Origin of the sequence: Halorubrum ejinorense, assembly GCF_039522565.1 — an archaeon.
Lineage (GTDB): Archaea > Halobacteriota > Halobacteria > Halobacteriales > Haloferacaceae > Halorubrum > Halorubrum ejinorense.
This window is the reverse complement of the sequence record NZ_BAAADQ010000016.1, coordinates 104,952-128,024: the sequence shown is the minus strand read 5'-3', so window position 1 is coordinate 128,024 and position 23,073 is coordinate 104,952. Positions and strand designations below refer to the sequence as shown.

General features: G+C 70.4%; 23 protein-coding genes and 1 tRNA gene. 6 read left to right on the top strand and 18 right to left on the bottom strand.

Annotated features, from left to right (window positions below):
* Nucleotides 1-293: 293 nt before the first annotated feature.
* From ABDZ89_RS16040 to btuC, 7 genes are all read right to left on the bottom strand, one after another.
* Nucleotides 294-701: a DUF4112 domain-containing protein gene (locus ABDZ89_RS16040; RefSeq protein ID WP_343780675.1), complete on the bottom strand. Its 408-nt coding sequence runs from the start codon at nt 699-701 to the stop codon at nt 294-296.
* A 209-nt stretch (nt 702-910) separates the two neighbouring features.
* Nucleotides 911-983: transfer RNA gene (locus ABDZ89_RS16035), tRNA-Thr, on the bottom strand.
* Between the two features lie 551 nt (nt 984-1,534).
* Nucleotides 1,535-1,924 carry a peptide ABC transporter ATP-binding protein gene (locus ABDZ89_RS16030; protein ID WP_343780674.1) on the bottom strand — a complete coding sequence of 130 codons (390 nt, stop codon included), beginning with the start codon at nt 1,922-1,924 and terminating at the stop codon, nt 1,535-1,537.
* Complete coding sequence (locus ABDZ89_RS16025) at nt 1,911-2,132, bottom strand: hypothetical protein (RefSeq protein WP_343780672.1); 222 nt, start codon at nt 2,130-2,132, stop codon at nt 1,911-1,913. The genes ABDZ89_RS16030 and ABDZ89_RS16025 overlap by 14 nt, the downstream gene beginning before the upstream one ends.
* A gap of 125 nt (nt 2,133-2,257) precedes the next feature.
* Nucleotides 2,258-3,253, bottom strand: a complete 996-nt coding sequence (locus tag ABDZ89_RS16020; RefSeq protein WP_343780671.1) for a class I SAM-dependent methyltransferase — start codon at nt 3,251-3,253, stop codon at nt 2,258-2,260.
* 84 nt (nt 3,254-3,337) lie between these two features.
* On the bottom strand, nt 3,338-4,567 hold the full coding sequence (locus ABDZ89_RS16015) for an ATP-binding cassette domain-containing protein (protein WP_343780670.1): 1,230 nt from the start codon (nt 4,565-4,567) through the stop codon (nt 3,338-3,340).
* Entirely contained in the window at nt 4,564-5,730 is a 1,167-nt protein-coding gene (gene btuC, locus ABDZ89_RS16010; RefSeq protein WP_343780668.1) for a vitamin B12 ABC transporter permease BtuC, read from the bottom strand. Before btuC ends, ABDZ89_RS16015 begins: the two co-directional genes overlap by 4 nt.
* Before the next feature lie 62 nt (nt 5,731-5,792).
* Between btuC and ABDZ89_RS16005 the strand changes: the two genes are divergently transcribed.
* Entirely contained in the window at nt 5,793-7,007 is a 1,215-nt protein-coding gene (locus ABDZ89_RS16005) for a PGF-CTERM-anchored ABC transporter substrate-binding protein (RefSeq protein WP_343780667.1), read from the top strand.
* 30 nt (nt 7,008-7,037) lie between these two features.
* Here ABDZ89_RS16005 and ABDZ89_RS16000 read toward each other — a convergent pair whose 3' ends face one another.
* Nucleotides 7,038-8,285, bottom strand: coding sequence for a pyridoxal-phosphate dependent enzyme (locus ABDZ89_RS16000; RefSeq protein ID WP_343780666.1), 1,248 nt, complete (start codon nt 8,283-8,285; stop codon nt 7,038-7,040).
* Nucleotides 8,286-8,576: 291 nt separating this feature from the next.
* Between ABDZ89_RS16000 and ABDZ89_RS15995 the strand changes: the two genes are divergently transcribed.
* Entirely contained in the window at nt 8,577-9,899 is a 1,323-nt protein-coding gene (locus tag ABDZ89_RS15995; RefSeq protein WP_343780665.1) for an NAD(P)/FAD-dependent oxidoreductase, read from the top strand.
* A 37-nt stretch (nt 9,900-9,936) separates the two neighbouring features.
* Here the strand turns inward: ABDZ89_RS15995 and ABDZ89_RS15990 are convergent, their stop codons facing one another.
* From ABDZ89_RS15990 to ABDZ89_RS15970, 5 genes are all read right to left on the bottom strand, one after another.
* The gene (locus ABDZ89_RS15990; RefSeq protein WP_343780664.1) at nt 9,937-10,119 is read right to left on the bottom strand and encodes a hypothetical protein; all 183 of its coding nucleotides are present in this window, start codon (nt 10,117-10,119) and stop codon (nt 9,937-9,939) included.
* Nucleotides 10,120-10,193: 74 nt separating this feature from the next.
* The gene (locus tag ABDZ89_RS15985) at nt 10,194-11,384 is read right to left on the bottom strand and encodes a thiamine pyrophosphate-dependent enzyme (protein WP_343780663.1); all 1,191 of its coding nucleotides are present in this window, start codon (nt 11,382-11,384) and stop codon (nt 10,194-10,196) included.
* A 22-nt stretch (nt 11,385-11,406) separates the two neighbouring features.
* The gene (locus ABDZ89_RS15980; protein ID WP_343780662.1) at nt 11,407-11,889 is read right to left on the bottom strand and encodes a hypothetical protein; all 483 of its coding nucleotides are present in this window, start codon (nt 11,887-11,889) and stop codon (nt 11,407-11,409) included.
* Nucleotides 11,890-12,038: 149 nt separating this feature from the next.
* Nucleotides 12,039-13,421: a hypothetical protein gene (locus ABDZ89_RS15975; RefSeq protein WP_343780661.1), complete on the bottom strand. Its 1,383-nt coding sequence runs from the start codon at nt 13,419-13,421 to the stop codon at nt 12,039-12,041.
* A gap of 70 nt (nt 13,422-13,491) precedes the next feature.
* Nucleotides 13,492-14,532 carry an NAD(P)-dependent alcohol dehydrogenase gene (locus tag ABDZ89_RS15970; RefSeq protein ID WP_343780659.1) on the bottom strand — a complete coding sequence of 347 codons (1,041 nt, stop codon included), beginning with the start codon at nt 14,530-14,532 and terminating at the stop codon, nt 13,492-13,494.
* Between the two features lie 176 nt (nt 14,533-14,708).
* On the opposite strand from ABDZ89_RS15970, the gene ABDZ89_RS15965 reads away from it, so the two are divergent.
* Both ABDZ89_RS15965 and ABDZ89_RS15960 read left to right on the top strand, forming a co-directional pair.
* Entirely contained in the window at nt 14,709-15,770 is a 1,062-nt protein-coding gene (locus tag ABDZ89_RS15965; protein WP_343780658.1) for an amidohydrolase family protein, read from the top strand.
* Nucleotides 15,770-16,618: a metal-sulfur cluster assembly factor gene (locus ABDZ89_RS15960; RefSeq protein ID WP_343780656.1), complete on the top strand. Its 849-nt coding sequence runs from the start codon at nt 15,770-15,772 to the stop codon at nt 16,616-16,618. Before ABDZ89_RS15965 ends, ABDZ89_RS15960 begins: the two co-directional genes overlap by 1 nt.
* A gap of 103 nt (nt 16,619-16,721) precedes the next feature.
* Here ABDZ89_RS15960 and ABDZ89_RS15955 read toward each other — a convergent pair whose 3' ends face one another.
* From ABDZ89_RS15955 to ABDZ89_RS15940, 4 genes are all read right to left on the bottom strand, one after another.
* Nucleotides 16,722-16,919 (bottom strand): hypothetical protein, encoded by a 198-nt coding sequence (locus ABDZ89_RS15955; protein ID WP_343780655.1) that lies wholly within the window; start codon nt 16,917-16,919, stop codon nt 16,722-16,724.
* A gap of 32 nt (nt 16,920-16,951) precedes the next feature.
* Nucleotides 16,952-17,707 carry a metallophosphoesterase gene (locus ABDZ89_RS15950; RefSeq protein ID WP_343780654.1) on the bottom strand — a complete coding sequence of 252 codons (756 nt, stop codon included), beginning with the start codon at nt 17,705-17,707 and terminating at the stop codon, nt 16,952-16,954.
* Nucleotides 17,704-18,495 (bottom strand): DnaJ domain-containing protein, encoded by a 792-nt coding sequence (locus ABDZ89_RS15945; RefSeq protein ID WP_343780653.1) that lies wholly within the window; start codon nt 18,493-18,495, stop codon nt 17,704-17,706. Before ABDZ89_RS15945 ends, ABDZ89_RS15950 begins: the two co-directional genes overlap by 4 nt.
* Nucleotides 18,496-18,634: 139 nt before the next feature.
* A complete protein-coding gene (locus tag ABDZ89_RS15940) occupies nt 18,635-18,892 on the bottom strand; it encodes an MTH865 family protein (RefSeq protein ID WP_343780652.1) in 258 nt (85 codons plus the stop codon).
* A 202-nt stretch (nt 18,893-19,094) separates the two neighbouring features.
* Between ABDZ89_RS15940 and ABDZ89_RS15935 the strand changes: the two genes are divergently transcribed.
* Nucleotides 19,095-20,153, top strand: coding sequence for a M42 family metallopeptidase (locus ABDZ89_RS15935; protein WP_343780651.1), 1,059 nt, complete (start codon nt 19,095-19,097; stop codon nt 20,151-20,153).
* A gap of 22 nt (nt 20,154-20,175) precedes the next feature.
* Here the strand turns inward: ABDZ89_RS15935 and ABDZ89_RS15930 are convergent, their stop codons facing one another.
* Nucleotides 20,176-21,477 carry an MFS transporter gene (locus tag ABDZ89_RS15930; RefSeq protein ID WP_343780650.1) on the bottom strand — a complete coding sequence of 434 codons (1,302 nt, stop codon included), beginning with the start codon at nt 21,475-21,477 and terminating at the stop codon, nt 20,176-20,178.
* 269 nt (nt 21,478-21,746) lie between these two features.
* Between ABDZ89_RS15930 and ABDZ89_RS15925 the strand changes: the two genes are divergently transcribed.
* On the top strand, nt 21,747-22,985 hold the full coding sequence (locus ABDZ89_RS15925) for a cytochrome P450 (RefSeq protein WP_343780649.1): 1,239 nt from the start codon (nt 21,747-21,749) through the stop codon (nt 22,983-22,985).
* The last annotated feature ends 88 nt before the right edge of the window (nt 22,986-23,073 follow it).

The following is a 23,073-nucleotide window of genomic DNA, read 5'->3' as shown; positions in this document are numbered from 1 at the left end:
CGTCGGGCTCGGTCCGGCCCGGGTCACAGGTCCCGCGAACGGCCGATGTGACACAGTTCACCCCCGCACTCACACTCGCCGGCCGAGTCTGTACGCCGACCGCATTTAAAACACTCGTACACTTCTTCGGTGTCGCAGTCGTATTTTGGTCGCATATACGTCTATCCGTTCCCGTGACAAATAACCACACACCTAATATTCTTTGAATAATATAAATCGGTCGGCGCGCGACGGTGACCGAACGATCGAAATCACAAGCTCCGGGGCCTCGGACCGGAGGTCCCGGTGAGATCCTACGTCTCGGCCGTGAGCTCCTCCACCACCAGCTCGAAGTTACGCGTGTTGGCCTTCCAGACGACGTCGAAGAGGTCACCGACGACTGGGATCGTTCCCGCGACCACGTCCAAGGAGATGTTCGCGATCATCCTGAGCAGCGTCGTGACGGACACACCGAGGCGGGCCGCCTCGACCACGATATACAGCGAGAGCCCGCCGCTGAGTACGTCTCCGGCCCCGGGAAGGATACCGAGGAGCGGATCGATACCGATGCGATACCCGATGAACGGAACGCGGACGCCCTCGTCGAGAACGTACGCGACGATCAGCACGCGCTTGACCGCCGCTCGGTCGACCGACTCCGGGAGGCGCGCGATCCGCTCGTTGGACTCGGCCAGAAACTCGCTCCCCCGTTCTTCTCCCATGGATCGCGTACGGTTTCTCCTCGGTTAATCCTGTGGGGAGTCAGGCGTAGGGGCGCGGAACTGTGCCCTCGTACCGGTCGGTCTGTCAGTCGTCCCGACGAGAACCGGGAGACCGGGGGATGCCACTCGCCGAGGGGATCAGCCGCACAGAAGGTAAGCCGAGCGCACCGCGGCTACTACGCTTCGACTTCACGTCGTTCCGTCAGAAGAGCCGGAGGAGGGATTTGAACCCTCGACCTATTCCTTACGAAGGAATCGCTCTGCCAGCTGAGCTACCCCGGCGCACTGGATAATTCCCCGACGGAAAAATAAGGGTTCCGAAACGGCGACGGGACGGCGATCGACCGGCTCCGGGGGCGACCGAGAACCGGTGAGATTCTCCGAGAAATAACACACGCACGTCACGATATTTCGCTTATTCACCACTGATACACAAGTAGAATCCGAACATGATACAGGGATATAAGGAAAAAGACTAAATACGTGTTCGGACTTTAATCTATTTGTGATGACACCGCCCGCGTGCCGAGACGGCGGGGATCGACTCCCTCGGCGGTGCGTGCCCGGTCGGAGCCCGTACCGGGCGGCGACGGGTCTCGTCGGTCGTCACCCCCACGGCGACTCGGCGCGGCCGTCATCCCCATCAGCGTTCGTCGCGGCTACCGTGTGAAGAACGTCTCCGACGTGCCAAGCGCACAATCGCCTCTGGTCCGACGCCAGCCGCCGCGACCACTTGTCATGTGACGGGCCCCCAGCCGCTCCGCCCTGTCCCCTCGGGGCGGAGGGGCGTTTTCGCTGTCTCGATCCGCTCGCGAGCGGCGCCGCCGGGCCGGCTAGGAAAACAGGCGCTGGACCCGGCGCACCGCCGCGGAGAGTCCGCCGTAGCCGGCGCCGACGACCCCCGCGAGCCGAACCTCCGCGGGTGCGACGCCGAGGCGGTGCGAGAGCGGGCCCGGCCGGGCGTCCGCGCCCACGAGCGCGACCGTCCGACCGCGAACCCTGATCTCGGCCGTGAGACCGCCGCGCACCAGCTCTCCGACCGCGAGGTTCGACGCGGACTCGTCCGGAAGGTGCCGGGCGATGCGGAGGGCGTCGCGGACGCTGTCCACCTCGACGAACAGCCGTTGCCCGGTCGCCCGGACCGCGGCGTCGACCCCGTCTACCGACAGCGTCAGGTCGTCGGTCGCGACCGAGAGCTGCCGTCCCGAGTTACTCCGATTCACTCGTCGTGACTCGAACCCCGCCGTCGACGTGCCACTCGGCGTGTTCGACGTCGTCGCCCGTGCCGCTCGGCACCTGGACGGTGAGGTCCTCGAACTCGTAGTGAATTTCGGCGTTTCGGCCCGTAAGCCGGTCGTACAGACCGATCGCTAGGTCCGGCCACGTGGTCGTCTCGTCGATTCGCTCTTCGGGATCTGCGGAGTCGCTCATACGGGTACACGATAGTGTTTAACACACATAAGTGAACGGGCTGACGTGTCGGTTCGGTTGCGAGAGGGTGAGAGAAGAGACCGAGCGTCCGAGAAAGCGGTCGCGAGAAGCAGGCGACCCGGCCGTCAGTCCTCGGGACGCGTCAGTCGAACGTCGAGACAGACGTTGTACTCGTGGGGAGCGTACGACCGGACGACGCGCTCGGTCTCCACGTCGACCGCGTAGGCGTCGCCCGCGGCCGCCTCGATGGCACGACGACCCGGCCCGAACGGGTCGTCCTCGTGCTGGATGTCGTAGTAGTGGATCACGCAGTCGTCGCCGGCGAGCGCGACGGCGGTATCGAGGAACTCGTCCGCGGAGTGCGGGAGGTTCATCACCAGCCGCTCGGCGGTGTCGGCGTGGGAGTCGGCCAAGTCGCGCACGTCGCCCGCGACCGCGGTGACGCGGTCGGCCACGCCGTTCCGCTCGGCGTTCTCGCGGAGGTACTCGATCGCGCGCTCGTTGAGGTCGCAGGCGACCACGTCGGCGCCGCGGGCCGCCATCGGCACGGCGTACGGGCCCACCCCGGCGAACATGTCGATCACCGACTCGCCGGCCGCCACCTGCTCGACGACGCGGTGGCGCTCGGTCGCGAGGCGGGGCGAGAAGTAGACGGCCGCGACGTCGAGCGCGAACTCGTGGCCGTACTCCCGGTGGACCGTCTCGGTGCCGTTCCCGGCCAGCACGTCCCACTCGCGGACCCGAAGTTCGCCCTCGATCGGCGAGGCGCGGTTGAGGACGGTGTCGCAGGGGAGGTCGGCCGCCATCACGGCCTCGGCGATCTCGCGGGCCCGCTCGTCGTCGTCCTCGTCGACGATGACGATGCCGCCCAGTCGCTCGAGCGACGGTTCGTAGCCGAGGACCTCCGCGGGCGTCGTCGGTCGGTCCCGGGCGGCCGCGTCGCGCTCGACGATCCGGTCCGCCAAGTCGGCGGGGACCCGGTCGCGGGCCGCCACGGGGATGTAGATCGTGTCGCCGTCGACGGCGATCTGGTGGTCGCCGTCGAGCGCGCCGGCGTCGGCGAGCCGGCTCCGAACGGTCTCGCCGCGCTCGCGGGCGACGGCGACGCAGGGAACGCTCATCGTCGGGAGGAGGCGGGCGAGCGAATAAACGGTGACGCTTCGCCGGTCGCGTGCGGGATATCCGGTCACCCCGGGAACGCCCGCTCACTCCTCGGCGGTCGCGGCCGCGACCGCGTCGAGCAGCGCCGCGTCGCCGACGTCGGCGGAGACCGCAACGAGCGGGTCCGCGGCCGCGGCCACGTCGGCGTTCGGGCCGGAGACGCGGCTCTCGCTATCGTTTCCGCGGCCGACTGCGACGGTCGCGTCCGCGTCGGTCGCGAGCTCCCGTGCCGCCGCGACCGCCTCGGAATCTGGCCCCTCGAAGGGGGGCGCCGTCACGGCGGTCGCGTAGGCGTCCGCGGCGGCGCCGGCGGCCGCGTCGCCCGCGGGGACCACGCCGACGGACGGCTCGTGGCCCGCGGCGGCCAGCCTCGCGACGACGCGCGCGGCCGGGCGTCCCGTGCCGATCACGTGGACGCGGTGCGGCGCGGCGTCGTGCGGCGGGAACGCGGTGACCGCCGGGGTCCCGGTCGCGGGGTTGCGCCCGACGAACGCCTCGGCGTCGAAGGCGTCCCCGACGGTGGACGCCGAGAGCACCGACTCGGGCTGGCCGGCGGCCTGAACGCCGCCGTTCGCGAGGACGACGACCTCGTCGCAGTACCGCGCGGCCGCGTCGAGGTCGTGGATGGCCGCGATCGCTCCGCGCTCGCCGTCGTCGACGAACGCCCGGACCAGTTCGAGCGTCTCGACGGCGTGGTTCACGTCGAGGCTGGCGGTCGGCTCGTCTAAGAGGAGGAGGGGGGCCGCCTGCGCGAGTGCCCGGGCGAGCAGGACGCGCTGGCGCTCGCCGCCAGAGACCTCGGTGATCGACCGGCCGGCGAAGCGCTCGACGTCCGCGGCCGCCATCGCGGCGTCGACCGCGTCGTCGTCGTCGGGGCCGTGCGCGTCGAAGCGGCCGAGGTGCGGCGTCCGCCCCATCTCGACGACGTGGCGGACTCGGAAGTCGAACGCGAGGTCCGTCGCCTGCGGGACGCTCGCTACGCGGCGCCCGACCTCGCGGGCCGACAGCGACGACGCCGGCTCGCCGCCGATCCGCACGGTCCCCGCGTCCGGCTCGACCGCGCCGGTCACCGCGCGCAACACCGTCGTCTTGCCGGCGCCGTTCGGCCCGACCAGCCCGACGAGCGAGCCGGGTTCGACCCGGAGGTCGACGCCGGAGACGACGTCGAGGTCGCCGAACGAGACGGCCACGTCCGACACCGACAGGAGGGGTTCGTCGCCGAACGACAGCGCCGTTCCGGGCGGCGAGTCGGTCTCGGTCCGGTCGGCGCTCACAGCTCGGTCACCTCTCGGGTCACGAGCAGGTAGACGAAGAAGGGGGCGCCGACCGCGGCCGTGACGATACCGACCGGGTACTCCGCGGCCCCCGAGCGCGCGACCGTGTCGGCCGCGACGAGGAAGGTGCCGCCGGCGAGCGCCGCGGTCGGGAGCAGCACCCGGTGGTCGGGGCCGACGACGAGCCGGAGCATGTGCGGGACGATGAGGCCGACGAAGCCGATCACGCCGGCGAACGCGACGCCGGCGGCCGTGACGAGCGCCGAGGCGGCGAGCAGCACGCGCTTCGTGCGCTCCACCGCGATCCCGAGCCCGCGGGCCTCCTCCTCGCCGAGCAGGAGGACGTTGAGGTCGCGGGCGTACGCGAGCAACACGAAGAACAGCGGCGGAACGACGACGGCAGTGATGGCGACCTCGCTCCACGCGGCGCCCGAGAGGTGACCCATCAGCCACGCGACGACCTGCCGCAGCGACTCGCCGGCCTGTAGCTGGAGGTACGAGACGACGGCGCCGAGGAACGTCTGGACCGCGACGCCGGCCAGAAGGAGGGTCGCGACGGGCGTCCGCCCGTGACGGGTCGCGATGGCGTACACGCCGAAGGCGGCCACGAGCGCGCCGGCGAACGCGGCGAGGCTGGTTCCCGCGCCGCGCGAGAGCGCGACGTCGACGGGCCCGAGGAGGGGAACGGCGACCGTCGCGGAGAAGGCCAGCGGGAACACGATGAACGCGACCGCGCCGACCGCCGCCCCGGAGGAGACGCCGATGATCGACGGGTCCGCCATCGGGTTCCGGAAGAAGCCCTGCATCACCGTGCCGGCGGCCGCGAGCGCGAACCCGACGAGCGCGCCGAGCAGGATCCGCGGGAGCCGCACGCCCACGACGATCCGCTGGTGGACCGAGTCGACGGGGAACGCGAACGGCGACGCGAACGCGAGGTCGAGGCCGGGGAGCGTGAGCGGCCCCACGCCGGGGAGCGGCAGGGGACCGACGCCGCCCGCGTTCGCCTCGATCCCGGCCGGCACCGCGAGCGCGTCCAACACGGACTTGACGACCGTCTCCGGCGGGATCCGAACGGGTCCGATCGCGGCGCTGACGACGATCACGACCGCCAACAGCGCGGCTACCGCCGCGGACCAGACCGCCGACCGGAGCCACGGTCGCATGTGTATTCCAACACAACTTGTAGTAGGTAAATACTTATTGGACGAGTCCGGTCGTTGAGTCGATGCGAAACAGCTTCGCGATCGCGATGGCCGTGCTGGTGACGACCGCCCTCCTCGGCGGCGTCGCCGGGCCGGCCGCTGGCGCACAGCCGACGATATCGACGGACGCACCGACCGCGGGCGCCGGGCCGGCGGTGGGTGCGGTGGACGCCACCGGGACGGGCGTCGGCCCCGCGCAGACGGACGACGCCTGCGGGTTCCCCGTCGAGGTGACCGACGCGACCGGGACCACGGTGACGCTCGACGAGTCGCCCGACCGGATCACGACGATCAACCCCTCGGCCGCGCAGACGCTGTGGGAGCTCGGCGAGCAGGACCGCGTCGTCGGCGTGAGTCAGTTCGCGTCCTACCTCGACGGCGCCGGGGAACGAGCGAACGTCTCGGCCGAGTTCGGCGCGAGCGTCGAGCGCGTCGTCGACACCGAGCCCGACCTCGTGCTGGCGCCGAACTCCTCGGCGGCGGACGTGGAGCCGCTCCGCGAGCAGGGGCTGACGGTGTACCACTTCCCCGCGGCGACCTCCATCGACGACATCGCCGAGAAGACGGAGACGATCGGCCGGCTCGTCGGCGCGTGCGACGCGGCCGCCGAGACCAACGAGGAGATGTACGACGCGGTCGAAGACGCCGAGAACCGGACCGCCGGCCTCGACCGACCGGCCGCGCTGTACCCGCTCGGCGGCGGCTACGTCGCCGCGAACAACACCTTCATCGACGCGATCATGACCGTCGGCGGCACCGACAACGTCGCCGCCGAGTACGAGGCGTACCCGCAGCTCTCCGACGAGGTCATCCTCGAAACGAACCCCGAACTGGTCTTGGTCACGGACTCCGAGGCGTCGATCCTCGACCAGGAACCCTACGCCAGTACGACCGCGGGCACCGAGGGCAACTACGTGGTGATGAACGTGAACTACCTCAACCAGCCCGCGCCGCGAAGCGTGATCGAGTCGTCGGAGACGCTCTCGACCGCGGTGGTGGCGTTCCAGAGCGAGGAGAGCGAGTCGACCGACGGGTCCGGTGACGACGCAGACGACGGCTCGTCGAGCGACGGCGACGACGGCTCGTCGGAGGACACTGCTGACGGCGACTCGTCCGAAGACGATTCGATGAACTCCACGGACGAGAGCGGAGGCACGGGCGACGAGGCGCCCGGCTTCGGCGTCGTCGCGGCCGCCCTCGCACTGATCGCGACCGGGTTGCTCGCGCGGCGCGAGTGAACTGACTCAGTCGCAGACGGACGAGATTTCCTAAATCCCCTGACCCATCAGGTGGCTCCGGAGGATGTCGGGGGTCTTCAGCCCGGCGTCGCTGTTGAGCAGGACGACGGTCTCGTCGCCGTCGAAGAAGTCGTCCTCGCCGAGCGCCCACGCGGCGGCGGGGGCCGCGCCGCCCGTGGCGCCCATCTCGACGACCTCGTTTTGCGCGACGGCGACCGCGCTCGCGAGGATGTCGTCGTCGTCGACGCCGACCGCGGCCCCGTCGCTTTCCTCGACCGCCTCGACGGCGGCCGCGCCGCCGGCGGGGTCCGGAATCTCCAGCTCGCCGCAGATGGTGTCCGGCGTCTCCCACGGTTCGGGCTCCGAGAGCCCGCGCTCGACCGCGGCGGCGATCGGGGCGCAGCCGGCCGCCTGCGCGGCGACGACGCGCGGCGCGTCGTCGATAGCGCCGATCCGGTCGAGTTCGACGAACCCCTTGTGGACGCCGGCGATCACCTCGCCGGAGCCGGTCGGGACGACGACGACGTCCGGCGCCGCGCCGAGGTCGGCCACCAGCTCGAAGGCGATCGTCTTCGCGCCCTCGTGGCGGTACGGCGTGACGAACTCGCCGAGGTCGGTGTACTCCGTCGCTAACTGCTCGTCGACCGCGGCGGCCGCGTCCGGGAAGCGCCCGCCGACCACGCGCATCTCGCCGCCGTGGACGTTCGTCATGGACTTGTTCGAGAAGGCGCAACGAGAGGGGACGAACGCGTACGAGCGCAGGTCCGCCCGGCCGGCGTACGCCGCCATCGACTGCCCGGCGTTGCCGGGGCTCGCACAGACGAGCGGTTCGACCTCGGCGCCCTCCGCGACCCGCTTCGCCACCGCGGTCATCGCGAGCGAGAGGCCGCGGTCGAGGACGGTCCCCGTGGGGTTCCGCCCCTCGTCTTTGACGTACACGGCGTCGACGTCGAGCTCGTCGGCGAGTCGGTCGGTGGCCACGAGCGGCGTGCCGCCCTCGCCAGCGGTGAGCGCGTCTGCTGCGGGGAACGGTAACAGCGCGTCGAAGCGCCAGTGACCGCGGGCGGTCGCGGGCGCGGTCCGTGCGTCGCCGCTCGCGCCGCGGGCCGCCGGGTCGAACAGCGCGTCCGGGTCGACCGCGTCGTAGTCGTACACTGGGTCGAGGCCGCGCGCCCGCTCGTCGGGGTCGACGGCCGTCGCGTCGGCGGTCTCGTGAACGCGTCCCGACGCGCGACTCTCCAGCCCGCGGAACGCCGGCGTGGTCTCGATGTTCTCCATACCGATCGTTGCGGCGGCCGCGACTAATCGCTTCGCACTCGGAACTGGACCGCTACCCCACAGAGGGTCCAACCGTGCGGTGGCGCGTTCCGACGAGCGCCCGAAAGGCGCGAGCCGCACGCGCGAGGGAGTCGGCCGACCGCGGAGAGGCCGACGAGGCTGGGGAGGTGTGAGGCGCGGTTGCGGTGCGGGGTGGGACTCAAAGCGCCCGCCTCGCGGCTGGGGGTTTGGAGGATTTCACCGTCGCTCCGGTGTCGATCGCTTATAAACCTATAACCCGACAGTCGACGTATGAACGGAGACGCCACCGTGGTCGGCGGCGGGCTGAGCGGCCTCGTCGCCGCGTCCCGGCTCGCCGAGGCCGGCGCGGACGTGACGCTGTACGAGCGACGGCCCGAGGTCGGCGGCCGCGTACGGACCGAGACGGTCGACGGCTTCACGCTCGACCGCGGCTTCCAGGTGCTGTTCTCGAGTTACCCGGCCGTCGAGCGCGAACTGGGCGCCGACGGCCTCGACGACCTCGACCTCCGGACGTTCGCGCCCGGCGCGACGATCTGCCGGCCGGGGTCGCGGTCGGTGCTCGGGGACCCCCTCCGCGACCCGCTGTCCGCGCTCCCCTCGCTTCTGAACGACGAGGTCTCCTTCTCGGACAAGGCGCGGACGCTCGCGCTCCGGTACGACCTCTCGAAGCGTGACGAGGGCGACTTCTTCGTCGGCCCCGACGCGCCGATCCGCGAGTACCTCCGCGACTGGGGGTTCGCCGACGACTACGTGACTAACTTCGTGGAACCCTTCTACGGCGGCATAACGCTCGATCGGAGCCTCTCGACCTCGAAGCACGTCTTCGAGTACACGTTCCGGGCGATGGGCCACGGATCGATCGGCGTCCCCGACGAGGGGATGACCGCGCTCCCCGCCGCGCTCGCGGACCGCGCCCGCGAGGCGGGCGTCGAGATCCGGACCGGCGAGTCCGTCGAGTCGGTCCGGATCGCGGGCGGCGGTCGTATCCCGTTCCGGAAAGGGAGCGGCGACGCGGAGGGCGCGACCGTCGAACTGTCGGACGGGTCGACGCGGGAGACGGACGCGGTCGTCGTCGCGGCCTCGCCGCCGGAGGCCCGCCGGCTGACGGGCGTGGCGTCGGTCCCGACGGAGGGCGTGCCGAACGTCACCGGGTGGTACGCGCTCCCGGCGGGCGACTCGTTCGAGACGGGCGGGCGGATCCTGCTCAACGCCGCGAGCGAGTCGCCGAACGCCGTGGTCCCGATGTCCGAGGTCGCCCCCGAGTACGCGCCCGACGACCGCGCGCTGCTCGCCGCGACGTTCCTCGGCGAGGAGTCGCTGGAGCGCGACGACGAGGACATCCGCGAGGACGTGCGCGACGCGCTGGAGTCGTGGTACCCCGACCGCGACTTCGCCGGCCTCGAGACCCTCGACGTCCACCGGATCCGCTTCGCGCAGTTCGCGCAGCCGCCGGGCGTCCACGCCGACCTCCCCGACCCGGACGACCCAGAAGGGCCGGTGGTCCTCGCCGGCGACTACACGGAGTGGTCGTCGATTCAGGGCGCCCTCGAGAGCGGACGGACGGCGGCGAAGGCGGCGACGAGACACCTGTAACGCCCGCCGTCGACGCGGCAGTCCGCGCGGCGGCGCCTCACTGCGCCGCGTCGGACCGTCGCTCTCGAACGAGGCCGTATCCGATCAGCGCCGCGAGGACGCCCACCCCGACCGTGAACTCCCTGGAGTACCGGAGTCCGATCCCGAACAGGAGGAGGGCGTTCGTCGCCAGCACGAGGAGGATCGCGTCGAGACGGGTTCGGAGGGCGGCGTCGTCCATGGAAACGCGGGCGGTGGCGGGGTAATAGGCTTGGCGTTCGTCGGACCGCGGCCGGCGGTCCCTCGCGGTCGGCGCTACTCCTCGCGCAGGAAGGCCTCCTCCCCGTGCTCGTCGACCGCCGCGAGCAGGTCGTCGCGCTGGCGACGGATCTCCGGCGGTAGCTCGGCGTACGCGTGGTCGAACATGTCGCTCGGCGCGCCGTCGACGGACTCGGCGAAGTCGATCGCGGCGGCGACGACCTCGTCGGCCTCCTCGCGGGCCGCGGCGACGCCCGCGTCGTCGATCCGGCCGGTCTCTCTGAGGAACCCTTCCATGCGGTCGACCGGGTCGAGCGCGCGCCACGGGTCCACGTCGTCGGGGTCGCGGTAGGCGCTCGGGTCGTCGGCGGTGGTGTGCGCGCCGAACCGGTACTCGAGGAACTCGATCAGGACGGGGCGGGAAGCGTCGGCGGAGTCGCCCTCCGAGTCGCTCGCGCCGTCACCGTCACCGCCTCCGCCCTCACCACGGGCCCGCTCCGCGGCCTCCCGCGTGACCGCGTAGCTCGCGAGCGGGTCCATCCCGTCGACGCGGACGCCGTCGAAGCCGTAGGCGGTCGCCTTCTGCGCGAAGGTGTCGGTCGCGGTCTGGCGCGACTCCGGGATCGAGATGGCCCAGCCGTTGTTGTGACAACAGAAGAGCGTCGGCGTGTCGAACACGCCCGCGAAGTTCATCGCCTCGTGGAAGTCGCCCTCGCTGGTCGCGCCGTCCCCGAAGTGGCAGGCGACGACCCGGTCCTCGCCGCGGTGGTCGAACGCCCACGACGCGCCGACCGCGTGCGGGAGGTGCGCCGCGATCCCGATGTTCAGCGGAAAGACGTTCCCGTCGGCGATCGCCTCGGTCCCGGACTCGTGGCCCATCCAGTAGGGGAGGTACTCCGGGAGGAGGTCGCGGACGACGACCGCGCCGTGTTCGCGGTACTGGTAGGAGATCAGGTCGTCGTCGGTGAGCGCGTGGGTCGACCCGACCGCCGACCCCTCCTGACCCGCGCAGGGCGCGTAGGTGCCGATCCGTCCCTGGCGCTGGAGGCTGACCGCGCGCTCGTCGAACCGACGCGTGGTCACCAGGTCGCGGTAGATCGCGCGGAACTGCTCGTCCGACAGGTCGGGGACCGTCGCGTCCGGTAGGGGCGACCCGTCCGGCCCGAGCACGCGATAGCAGTCCTCGTCCGCGAGCGGGTCGGTCCTCGGGTCGGTGGAGCCGGGCGCGTCGGCGCCGTTCTCGTCCATTGGCGATCAGTGTGCGGGCCGGTCACAAGGATTTAGCGGTCGCGGGGCCGTCGGCCGGCTCGCGGTTCCGCCGGCGGACGTACGTGATCGGGATACCGACGACGACTCCCGCGACGGCGACCGCGGCGAACACGAATCCGATGAGCACCCGCACGGGCTCGGCGGCGAGCATCTCCGTGCTCCAGACGGAGACGAACCGAACGGTCCAGACGAGTCCGGTGGCGAGCGCGGTGACCAGGCCGAACGCGGCCCCCCGGAGGTACGTGACGGTGCCCCGCCGTTCGACGAGCGCCCACCAGACGAACGCGCCGGCGAGGAGTGCCGGGGCCGCGAGGATCGGCGTCGCGAAGGCGGTCGGAAGGCCGATCACCTCGGCGAACAGGTCGAGGACGGTCGAGAGGGAGAGGGCGGTGAGCGCGGCACAGGCGAACGCGTAAACGCCGGCGAGCAGCGACCAGCGCTGCGGAGCCGAGAGCGCCGACTCGGGCGAGAGGGAGTCATCCATACTCGTTGATCACGAACGCGTGATAAATCTCTTTTCGTGGGTGAAGCGTCGATTTGAGTCTCCGCCGCGACGGCGTCCGTCTCGCGGGGTTGTCCGGACTGGCGTGGCCGTCGGAGTTCCCCCCGTCGACCGCGAGGTTCCGGTCCCGCTCAGCCGATCGTGACCGCCAACTCGAACGGATACGCCCCGTGTTCGTCCGGTGTCTGATTCGGGACGCCCCAAGAGATCCCGAACAGTCCGCGGCTCACGTACGTCCCCGCGGGGAGCGACTCCGGGACCGCGTACGTCGCGACCATCTCGTCGCCCGCGTCGAGCGACTCCAGCCCCTGGGCGTCCGAACGACTCGGCTGCGGCCCCTCGATACCGTCGGTTTCGGTGACTTCCAAGGGCCATCGCTCGCCGTCGTGAAGCACCCAGAGGGCGCTCGGCAGCGCCCCCCGGCTCGTGAACGTGTACGGTCCCGTGACGTCGGCGTCGGCGCTCTCCGGGGTTATCGCGACCGTGAGCGCGAACTGGCGGGTCGCATCCTCGCTCGCCGCGACCGAGACCGACACCGGGAGCCGGTCGTACAGCGACTCGCCCACGCCGATGTCGTACACCGCCCCGTCGATGCGGTAGTACGGCTGCTCGTCGTACTCGGCGGCGAGCCGATCGTAAGCGTCCGGCACGTCGTCTGTGAACAGTTGGCTGCGGTCCGGCGTCGACAGCGCCGGCTTCCGGTGGGGCGACGCCAGCGCGCGCTCGAAGAAGGCGACCACCTCGTCGTCGAGCGCCGACTCGTCGAGTATCGGCCGGTCCCATATGTCGCCCTCGGTCAACTCGCGGGCCGTGATCGCGTACGGCGGGTCCTCGTTCTCGACCGCCGTTCGGATCCGGCAGACGCCGAACTGGTCCTCCAGATAGTCGTACTCGTCGAGGAACGCCGCGACGGCGTCGGGGCGGTCACAGCGCCGGTACTCGCCGCGCGCCACGCTTGCGCCGTACGCGGTCAACGCCTTGACGAACGTCTCGACCGCCGTCGAGTCGAGGTCGTCGCGCTGTGTCGCCTCTCGGAAAACCCGGTCCTCGTCGTACTCGTCGGCCGGCTCGTCGAGGAGTTCCGCGGTGAACGTCGGGAGGGTGGGGCCGAACGCGTGGCGCGTCCCGTCCAGCTCGACGTACGGCTTCAGCTGGCCGCGATCGTAGACGCGGAACTCGTCGACCGCGGCCAACAGGGCGTCGCCGGGGTCGTCCGTCTCGAACCGTCCGGCGCGCGCCTCGGCGAGCGGCTCGCGCAGCGCGCTCGGGATCTCGGATTCGGGGACGACGTGCTCCGGGTCGATCCCGCGGCTGGGCGACGGCTCGTAGGCAGTGACGACGTGCGGCACCGTCCGGAGTTCGACGTCGAGGGACGCGGTCGGGTCGCCGCCGTCGCTCGTCGATTCGTCTTCGGTCCCGTTCGTCGCCGGATCGGAGCCGACGTCGCTCCCGACGCACCCCGAGAGTGCGACGAGGGAGCCGCCGACACCGGTGAGGAGGGCTCTCCGGTCCATTGGCGACGGGTTCACGGCCACCGTGAAAAATTTTCTGCGGGTCGGCGGTCCGCTGGTGTCGACGCCCGGCTCAGGGCGTGATGACGGCGCGCCCGTCGATCTCACCGTGTTCGAGCTTCTCGGCGACCGTGTTCACGTCGCCGAGTTCGTACCGGCTGGTGTGGAGGTCGACGTCGCCCTGCTCGACGAGCGCGACGAGTTCCTGTAGCTCGGCGTACCGGCCGACGATGTTGCCGACGAAGGAGAACTCGCCGTTCACCAGCGACTGCGACGGTTCGTGGACGTGCCCGCCGTAGCCGATGATGTGGTGGTCGCCGCCGCCGGCGGTGATGTCGGGCGCGTATCCCGTCGTCACGTCCGCGCCGACGAAGTCGAGCACCTGCGCGGCGCCCGTCCCGTCGGTGATCCCCTCGATCTCGGCGCGAACGTCCGCCTCGCCCGGGTTGATCAGGTGGTCGGCGCCGTAGCTGTCGGCCAGGTTCAGCGCCGACTCCTTGAGGTCGACGGCGGTGATCTGTGCCGCGCTCATCGCGTTCAGGCACTGGAGCCCGATGTGGCCGAGCCCGCCGACACCGATGACCACGGCGTGATCGCCCGGGTTCAGTTCCCCGACCGCCTTCTTGGCCGCGTGGTACGCGGTGATGCCGGCGTCGGCGTGCGGTGCGATGTCGATCGGTTCGACCCCGCTCGGCAGGGGGATGACCGCCCGCTCGCTGGTGTGGAGGTACTCGGCGAAGCCGCCGTCGTGTGTGAGCCCGTTGAACGCGCTGTTCTCGCAGTGCATCGTCTCGCCGAGCCGGCAGGGACGACAGGTCCCACAGGTCTGGACCGGGTGGCAGATCACCGGGTCGCCGGCCGAGACGATCTCGACGTCCTCGCCCGTTTCGACGACCGTCCCCGCGTTCTCGTGGCCCAGCGTCAGCGGCAACTCCTGTGGCACGTACTCCGTCCACATCCCCTCGATGATGTGGTTGTCCGTCTGGCACCAACCCGCGCCCTCGACCTCGACGACGACGTCGTCCGCCCCCGTTACCGCCGGGCGGTCGACCTCGTCTATCGTCAGTCCCTCGCTCATGTCGTCGGTGTACTCGTGGAGTCTCGCGGCTTCCATGTGCTATACTGTCTCACAGCACCCTCATAAATATTCGTTATGTTGGGGTGGCCTGCCCCGGACCCGCAGTGCTCCGACCGCCGTTCCGACGTGTCGACGCGTAAACGGACAACTGAGCCGTAATTTACCTGAACGATCCTTATAGTTATGTGTGAACAATCCGCAGAGATACCTGTATGTACGAGAAAGACGGCGAGGAGATATTCGTTATCGACGGGCACGTCCAAATGTGGGACGCGCGAAAAGAGAACATCATTCACGAGGGGGGCGAGCAGTTCCTCCAGTGTTTCTACGACTACCACACCGGCTTCACGCCGGAGGAAGAGCAGTGGGACATCGACACGTACCGGCACTACGGCGCGGACAAGATGACGGAGGACCTGTTCGGGAACGCGGCCGCCGACATGGCGATCTTCCAGCCGACGTACCTCGACGACTTCTACGACGAGGGGTTCAACACGACCGAGCAGAACGCCGAACTCGCCGAGGAGTACCCGGAGCGCTTCGTCTTGAACGGGAGCTTCGACCCGCGCGACGGCGAGGAGGGGCTGCGCTACCTCGAACACCTCAAAGAGGAGTACGACATCCCCGGGGTGAAGCTGTACACCGCCGAGTGGCGCGGCGAGTCGAAGGGGTGGCGGCTCGACAGCGACGAGGCCTTCGAGTTCTTAGAGAAGTGCTCGGACCTCGGCATCGAGAACATCAACGCGCACAAGGGGCCGACGATCCGCCCGCTCAACCGCGACGCGTTCGACGTGAAAGACGTCGACGACGCGGCCTCGTCGTTCCCGGAGCTCAACTTCATCGTCAACCACGTCGGGCTCCCGCGGCTCGACGACTTCTGTTGGATCGCCGCCCAAGAGCCCAACGTGTACGGCGGGCTCGCCGTCGCGTCCGCGATGTCGACCCACCGGGAGCGGAAGTTCGGCGAGATCATGGGCGAACTGCTGTTCTGGCTGGGTGAAGACCGAGTCCTGTTCGGCTCCGACTACGCGCTGTGGAACCCGGACTGGCTCGTCGATCAGGTGATGAACGCGGAGCTCACCGACGAGCAGAAAGACGAGTACGGGGTCGAACTCGACGTCGACACCATGAAGAAGATCATGGGCGAGAACGTCGCGGAGCTGTACGACATCGACATCGAGGAGAAGAAGCGGCAGTTCCGCGACGACGACATCACCGAGCGGTTCGACCTCGAGGCCCACTACGGCGGCGACGCGGGGGCCGCGGCGGACTGATGTCGGGGAGCCGTAGCGACGCCGGCGGCGACCCGCGCGGGACGCCGGCGGTCAGGGAGCGGCTGGACCGCGTCGAGGACCCGGAGCTCGCCCGCTCCATCGTCGAACTCGACTACATCGACGCGATCGAGGTCGACGGCGGCCGCGTCGTGGTCAGGTTCACGCTGCCGACGGCGTGGTGTTCGCCCGCTTTCGCGTGGATGATGGCGACCGACGCCCGCGACGAGGTCGAGGCGCTCGACTGGGTCCACACGGCGCGGATCGAGCTGTGCGACCACATGCACAGCGCGGAGATCACGACCGGGGTGAACGCCCGCGACGGCTTCGGCGAGACGTTCCCGGACGCCGACGGCGACGTCGCGGCGGTCCGGGCCGCCATCGCCGACAAGGCGCGGGTCTCCAGGCAGCGCGAGGCGGTCAGGGTCCTGCTCGACGCCGGCGCCGAACCGGCGCAGGTCGTCTCGCTCGTTCGCGGCGACCTGACGGTCGCCGAGGAGGAGGCCCACGTCGACGTGGGCGGGCTGTCGCTCGTCGTCGACGCCGAGCCGATCGCTGACTACCTCGACCGGGTCACGACGAGCGGCCACGTGACGGCGGCCGACGACACGCTGTTCCTGACGCCCGAGGGCGGACCGATCCCGGCCGAAGAGTTGGACGTGGTCCAGAAGCGGTCCCGGCTCGCGACCGTCAACATGGGCGGGCAGGGCGCCGTCTGCGACGCGCTCCACCGCGCGCGTCACGGCCCCGACGGCCCGGACGGCTCGGCGAACCCGTCGTTCGACGGGTCGGCGTACGACGGCGAGGTCGACGAGTTCACCTCCACGTGGACGCTCGGCGACGACGACTGAGCCGCGGGCGGCGGCCGCCGTCGAGGGCGGCCACGCGTCCCCGTCTGTTCGGCCGCGGGTCCCCGTTCCGTCGGGCCGGCAGCGCTCCCCGGAGCGACCGAGCTCAGCGGATCGGCCCCAGGCCGCCGAGCCCGCCGCCCCCCGAGCCGCCGTCCTCCTCGGGCTCGCCGTGGCCCTCCTTCTCCAGCCCGTGACGGCCGTTCGCGGCCCACTCCTCGCGGTCCCAGCCGCACTCGGGGCACTCGCCGTCGCCCCAGTCGAACGGTTCGCCGCAGCCGAGACAGCCGGTGTCTGTGTTCATAGGTCACACTGCTCGCGGGGCGACAAAAGCGTTCACAACAGCTCGCGGAACTCGCCGAGCGGCGGGAACAGGAGCGCCTCCTCGCTCCCGCCGTCGTACACGATCGGGGCGAGGTCGGCGGCGTCGGTGACGAGCGGGGAATCGAACCCGTCGGCGCGCAGGCGGTTGACCGCGACCCCCGCCGCGAGCCGGGTGAACGCCGGTACCAGCAGCACGTCCGCGCCACGGTACGCGCCGGCACCGGAGAGGAAGCACGGCCGGCGGTCGCCCTCGATCTCGATCGTCGGGTGGACGTGGCCGAACACGTACCGGTCGGCCGGGGCGGACGGCGGCTCGTGGCCGTGACAGACGACCGTGGTCCGCGACGGGCCGTCAGATTCGGGGCCTTCGGGTCGGCTCGCTCCCGCCTCGAGGACGACGGAGTCCGAGACGGGGCCGTCCCACGCCGCCGCGAGCGCGGTGTCGTGGTTGCCGGCGACGAGTCGGAGCTCCGCGCCGCGGGCCGAACACGCCTCGCGGACCGCGCGCAACGTCTCGGCCGCGCGGTCGCTGACGCGGTCGAAGGTGTGGACGACGTCGCCGGCGACGACGAGCGTCGCCGGCTCGAACCGGTCGAGCAGCGCGGCGAGTCGGTCGGTGAGATCGGCGCGCTCGCCGAGCGGGAGCGAGACGGCGGAGGCCTCCCCGCGGCCGACGTGGAGGTCGGCGACGACGAGCGCGTCGGGGCCGGCCAGGTAGACCGCCCGCTCGGCGAACTCGGCGTCTGGGGCGTGGGGCGGACCGGTCACCGGCCGAACCCGGTGGACGGCTCCCGGCGTCGGCCGCCGTCGCGGCGGGCCTCGACGCGCTCCCCGTCCGGCGCCCCGGCGCCCTCCCCCCCGTCGACGTGATTCCGCGCGGTGGCGTACGCCTCGCGGACGCGCCGGAACGACTCCTCGTCGCCGCCTTGGTCGGGGTGCGTCTCCATGACGCGCTCCCGATAGGCGCCCTTCACCGCGTCGAGGTCGGCGTCGCGGGAGACGCCGAGCTCGTCGAAGGCGTCCCCGACGGGGTCGGCTCGACCGGCGGGGCGGCCCCGCGGCGAGCGCCCGGTCGCCCGGTCGCCGCCGAAGCGACCGGGTCCGAACCCGCTCGAGCCGGAACGGCCGGCCTCCGAACCGTTCCCGGTCGCCCAGTCCGGCTCGTCGACGTCGAACGGCAGCCGGCGGCCGAGCCCTCGGCCCGGCATCTCGTGTTCACAGAGGACCGTGTAGACGCCCTCACCCTCCAGCCGGAAGTAGTCGTGTGCGTTGAACGTGATGGCGACGCCGCGCTCGGGGAGGTAGAAGGGGACGACCACGTCGTCGAACCCGTGGTCCTCGCTGAAGCGCTCGCCGGCCGCCTGCAAGTACGTCCGGATCTCGCGGCGGCGGCGCTCGTCGCCGGCGGCGCCACGGTCGCCGGCCTCGGCGACCCGGGACGGAGCGAACCGGTCCCCGAGGTAGAACACGAGCGCGACCGCCACGGTGGCGACCGCTCCGAGGACGATCCCCCAGAGCACCCACCGCGGCAACAGCCCCGTAAGATCGGCGGTCACACCCGCCGTAACGGTTCCGTGGTAATCAACCTCCCGCCGTGACGGGCGCGGCGGCGACGGAGGTGCGGGACGGACCGACGGCTCGGAGGTCGAGCCTGCGGTTCGACGGCAGAACGTTCGCGTGCGGGTCGTCGGGCGGTCAGATCATTCCCTTCGACTCCAGCCCGTCGAGGATGTCGTCGACGAGGGCCTCGGCGGAGTCGTAGGGGAACTCCTGTTCGCTGCCGAGCTTCGCCGCCATCTCCATGGCGGTGAAGCTCACGTCGCCGGCCTCGAACTTCGTCGCCGGGCCGTCCGGCAGCGCCGGGACGAGGTCCATCTGGTTGCTGACGGGGAAGTCGGCGTCGCCGAACGCGTCCAGGAACTGTTCGCGGAGTTCCGCTCTCACGTCGCTCATACACACTCCATCCCGCGAGCGCCCGCAAAAGGGTTGCGGAACAACGGTAAACGCATTTAGGGTTGTCGACGGGAGGCGTCGCCGAGACGAGCGCGGCGAAGACGGTCGGTGCCCGAGCGAGGGCCGCCGCCGCGAGCGCACCGAAGCCCGACGGTCGTGCCGGAACCTCCGAGACTTTGTCGCTGGGACGACCAGTCCGAGTATGGCACGCGAGTTCGACTTCGACTTCGACCTGCTGCGCGAACTGACCGAGGCCCGCGGCGTCCCGGGCTACGAGGACGACGTCCGAGACATCGTCCGGCGCGAGTTCGCCGACAGCGTCGACCGCGTTCGCACCGACGCGATGGGCAACGTCGTCGGGACGATCGAGGGCGACGCCGACTACTCGGTCGCCGTGGCGGCCCACATGGACGAGATCGGGTTCATGGTCCGTCACGTCACCGACGACGGCTTCGTCCAGGTCGACCCCCTCGGCGGCTTCGACGCGCGGGTGTTGCGCGCACAGCGCGTCACGGTCCACGGCGACGAGGACCTGACAGGCGTCATCGGCTCGGTCCCGCCGCACACGCTCACGAAGGAGCAACAGGAGAAAGACGACGAGGTGAAAGACGTCTTCATCGACCTCGGCCGCGACGCCGAGGCGGTCGAGGAACTGGTCTCGGTCGGCGACCTCGTGACGCTCGACCAGACGACGACGCGGATGGGCGATCGAGTCACCGGGAAGGCCCTCGACGACCGGATCTGCCTGTTCGCGGCCATCGAGGCCGCCCGCCGGATCGAGGACCCGGACGTGACGATCCACTTCGCGGCGACGGTCCAAGAGGAGGTCGGCCTCCGGGGCGCGAAGGCGCTCGGGGTCGATATCGACCCGGACCTCGCGATCGCGCTGGACGTGACCGTCGCCAACGACGTCCCGCAGATCGGGGAGCCGGCCGACGCCGTCACCGAACTCGGCGCGGGGACCGCGGTCAAGCTGAAGGACTCGTCGGTGATCACCAGCCCGAAGGTCCACGGCCGCCTCACCGACGTCGCCGAAGGCGAGGGGATCGACCACCAGCACGAGGTGCTGCCCGCGGGCGGCACCGACACCGCGGGGTTCCAGCACACCGCCGGCGCGAAGCCGGTCGGCGCTATCTCGATCCCGACGCGGTACCTCCACACCGTCACCGAGACCGCCGACGGCGGCGACGTGGAAGCGACGATCGACCTCCTGACCGCCTTCTTGGAGTCCGAGACGGGCGAGCACGACTACACCCTCTAACGGGGTTCCCCGCCGACCGGTCTCAGTCGTCGCCGGGGACGGCGGCGCCCGGCTCCCGGTCGGCGCGGTGAGCGCCACGCGCCTGCCACGCGAAGCCGGTCGTCGCGAACGCGATGAACCCGGCCGCGAGCAGGAACCCCGTCTCGGTGGTCGTCCCGTCCATCGTGACGCCGACGAGCACCGGGCCGACGACCTGTCCGACCTTCCACGAGACGGAGCGCAGGCTCATCGCGCTGGCGACTGAGTCGTACGCCTCGCCCTCGCTGACGAACAGCGACATGCTCGCCGGCAGCCGGATCGAGTCGGCGACGCCGAGCAGCGAGTACGCGCCGAACAGCGCGAAGAACGCCCCGCCGAGCGTCTGGGAGTCGCCGAGGTACGAGACGGTGACCGGCGACAGCGTCCCCTCGAAGTACGCCGCCAGCGGGACCATCGCGGTGCCGACGCCGTAGAGGAGCGCGCCGACCGCGACGAACAGGTAGGTGCGCTCGTAGCGGTCCGTGAGGTCGCCGACGAACCCCTGCGTGAGCGCCTTCGTCAGCTTCCCGCCGGCCATGATCCAGCCGATGGCGAACGCCGAGATGCCGAACGTCGTCCGCGCGTAGATGGGGAGGAAGATGATCACCGCCATCTTGCCGACGCTGAACGTGAACCGGAAGAAGACGAGCGCGCGCACCATCGGGAGGCCGAGCAGCGACCGGAAGGTCTCGATCCCGCCCGCGTCCTCGGGGTCCTTCCGGCCGCCGGGGTTGTCGCGGAGGAAGGCGATCACGAGCGCGAACGCGGCGAGCGTGACGACGGACAACACGACGTACGTCTCGGTGAAGCCGTAGGCGTACAGGAGGTAGCCGCCGACGAGGTCGCCGGCGAGCGACGAGAAGGAGGCGAACTGGTTGTACGAGCCGAGCCAGCGCCCCTGCTCGTCGTCCGGGCTGATCTCGCCGATGACCGTCGCGCCGGTGATCCAGAGGACGCTCGCGCCGAGCCCCTGGACCATCCGCACGAGGATGATGTGGACGGAGCTGTCGACCAGCGCGAAGCCGACGAAGACGGCGACGTTGATCAGGAAGCCGCCGAGCAGCCACCGCTTCGCGTTCCCGGTGTCGACCTTTCGCCCCAGCGGCAGGACGATGACGAGTTGAACGATCGCGAACGCGGTGCCGAAGAGTCCCTCGATGAACCCGGTGGTGCCGAACAGGTCCGCGTACAGCGCGAGGGCGATCAGGATCGTCGAGTACGCCTGACTGCGCGCGAACGCGGTCCCCGCGAGGGCCGCGAACTCGCGGTCGCCGAGCAGCCGTACCGAGTTTCCGAACTGCGCCACGGTCGTCTCTGATCGGAACCAAGGTCACCCCGAGAAAAAAGGGTCGCAGATCCGGCGGTCCGGGTGGGGTTATCGTTTCGTTCGGTCAGTATTCGGGCCTGGTGACCCCGTCGAGATCCGCGGGTACCGAGAGGGGCTGCCCGCTGCGCTCGGAAACCTCCGACGACGGCGGAAACGCATCGATAACTGAGAACGTCCGAAACACCGGTGAACACTATTTAAGCGAGCTGTCCAGTAATTTTATCCCATTCGTTTCCGATAGTTGAAACATGAGTTCAGCAGGTCCCCAAGGACTCCAAGCCGTTCCCGAGGAGCTACAGGATCGCGAGTCGTGGCTCGACCCGTTCGACTGGTACGAGCGGATGCGTGACGAGGCGCCGGTCCGCTACGACCCCGAGCGTCGGACGTGGGACGTCTTCCGGTACGAGGACGTGAAACGCGTCTTGGACGACGACGACACGTTCTCGGCGGACCCGGGGGAGGCGTCCGACTTCGTCGAGCCCGAAGGGCCGGGAGAGGGACTGATCTTAGACACGATGCTGTTCGAGGACCCGCCCCGTCACGACGAACTCCGGAACGTGGTAGACGAGTGGTTCCAGCCCCGGACGCTCGCCGACCGCGAGCCCCACTTCCGGGAGCTGGCGGGGGAGCTGCTCGACGACGCCGTCGGACCGGGCGGAGAGATGGACGTCGTCGGGGACCTCGCGTACCCGTTCCCGGTGACGGTAATCGGCGAACTGCTCGGCGTCCCGTCGTCGGACCACGACCGGTTCAAGACGTGGTCGGACACGCTCGTGGAGGCCGCGAGCGACGGGGAGAGCGCGGACGCGTTCGCGGATCGTCAACAGCGGACCCAGATGGAGATGGGCCAGTACTTCCTCGAGATGATAGAAGACCGTCGCGAGGACCCCCGAGACGACCTGCTCTCCGTCATCGTCACCGCGGAGTCCAGCGAGGGGGAAACGCTCTCGCGCGAGGAGGCGCTCGGGATGTGTATCCTGCTGCTCGTCGCGGGGAACATCACGACGACCAACCTCATCACGAACGCGGTGCGGTGTTTCGCCGAGGCGGACGGGGACCTGTTCGACGACCTCCGCGGAGACGACCGCGCGCTCACGGGTGCCGTCGAGGAGGTGGTCCGATACCGGTCGCCGGTCCAGGCCATGAGTCGGGTCGCCACCGAGGACGTGACGATGCGCGGTGAGACCGTCGAAGCGGGCGACCGCATCATCGTCTGGCTCGGCTCCGCGAACCGAGACGAACGCAAGTTCGAGGCGGCCGACGAGTTCCGTCCGGACCGATCGCCCGCCCAGCACCTCGGGTTCGGTCACGGGACGCACTACTGTCTGGGCGCCCCGCTCGCCCGGCTCGAAGCCAAGGTCGGGCTGTCTGAGCTACTCGACCGCGTCGAGAACGTGCGACTCGCGGAGACGTCGCTCCAGCCGACCCGAAGCTCGTTCGTCTACGGCGTCGAATCGCTCCCGATCCGATACGACGAGCGACGGTAGATCCCGTCACCGGGAGCTCACCTGACGAGCGGACGGCCCCGTCCGAGAGACCCTCGCAGCGTCGGTCGCCGCCGGTCGAGTCCGGTGG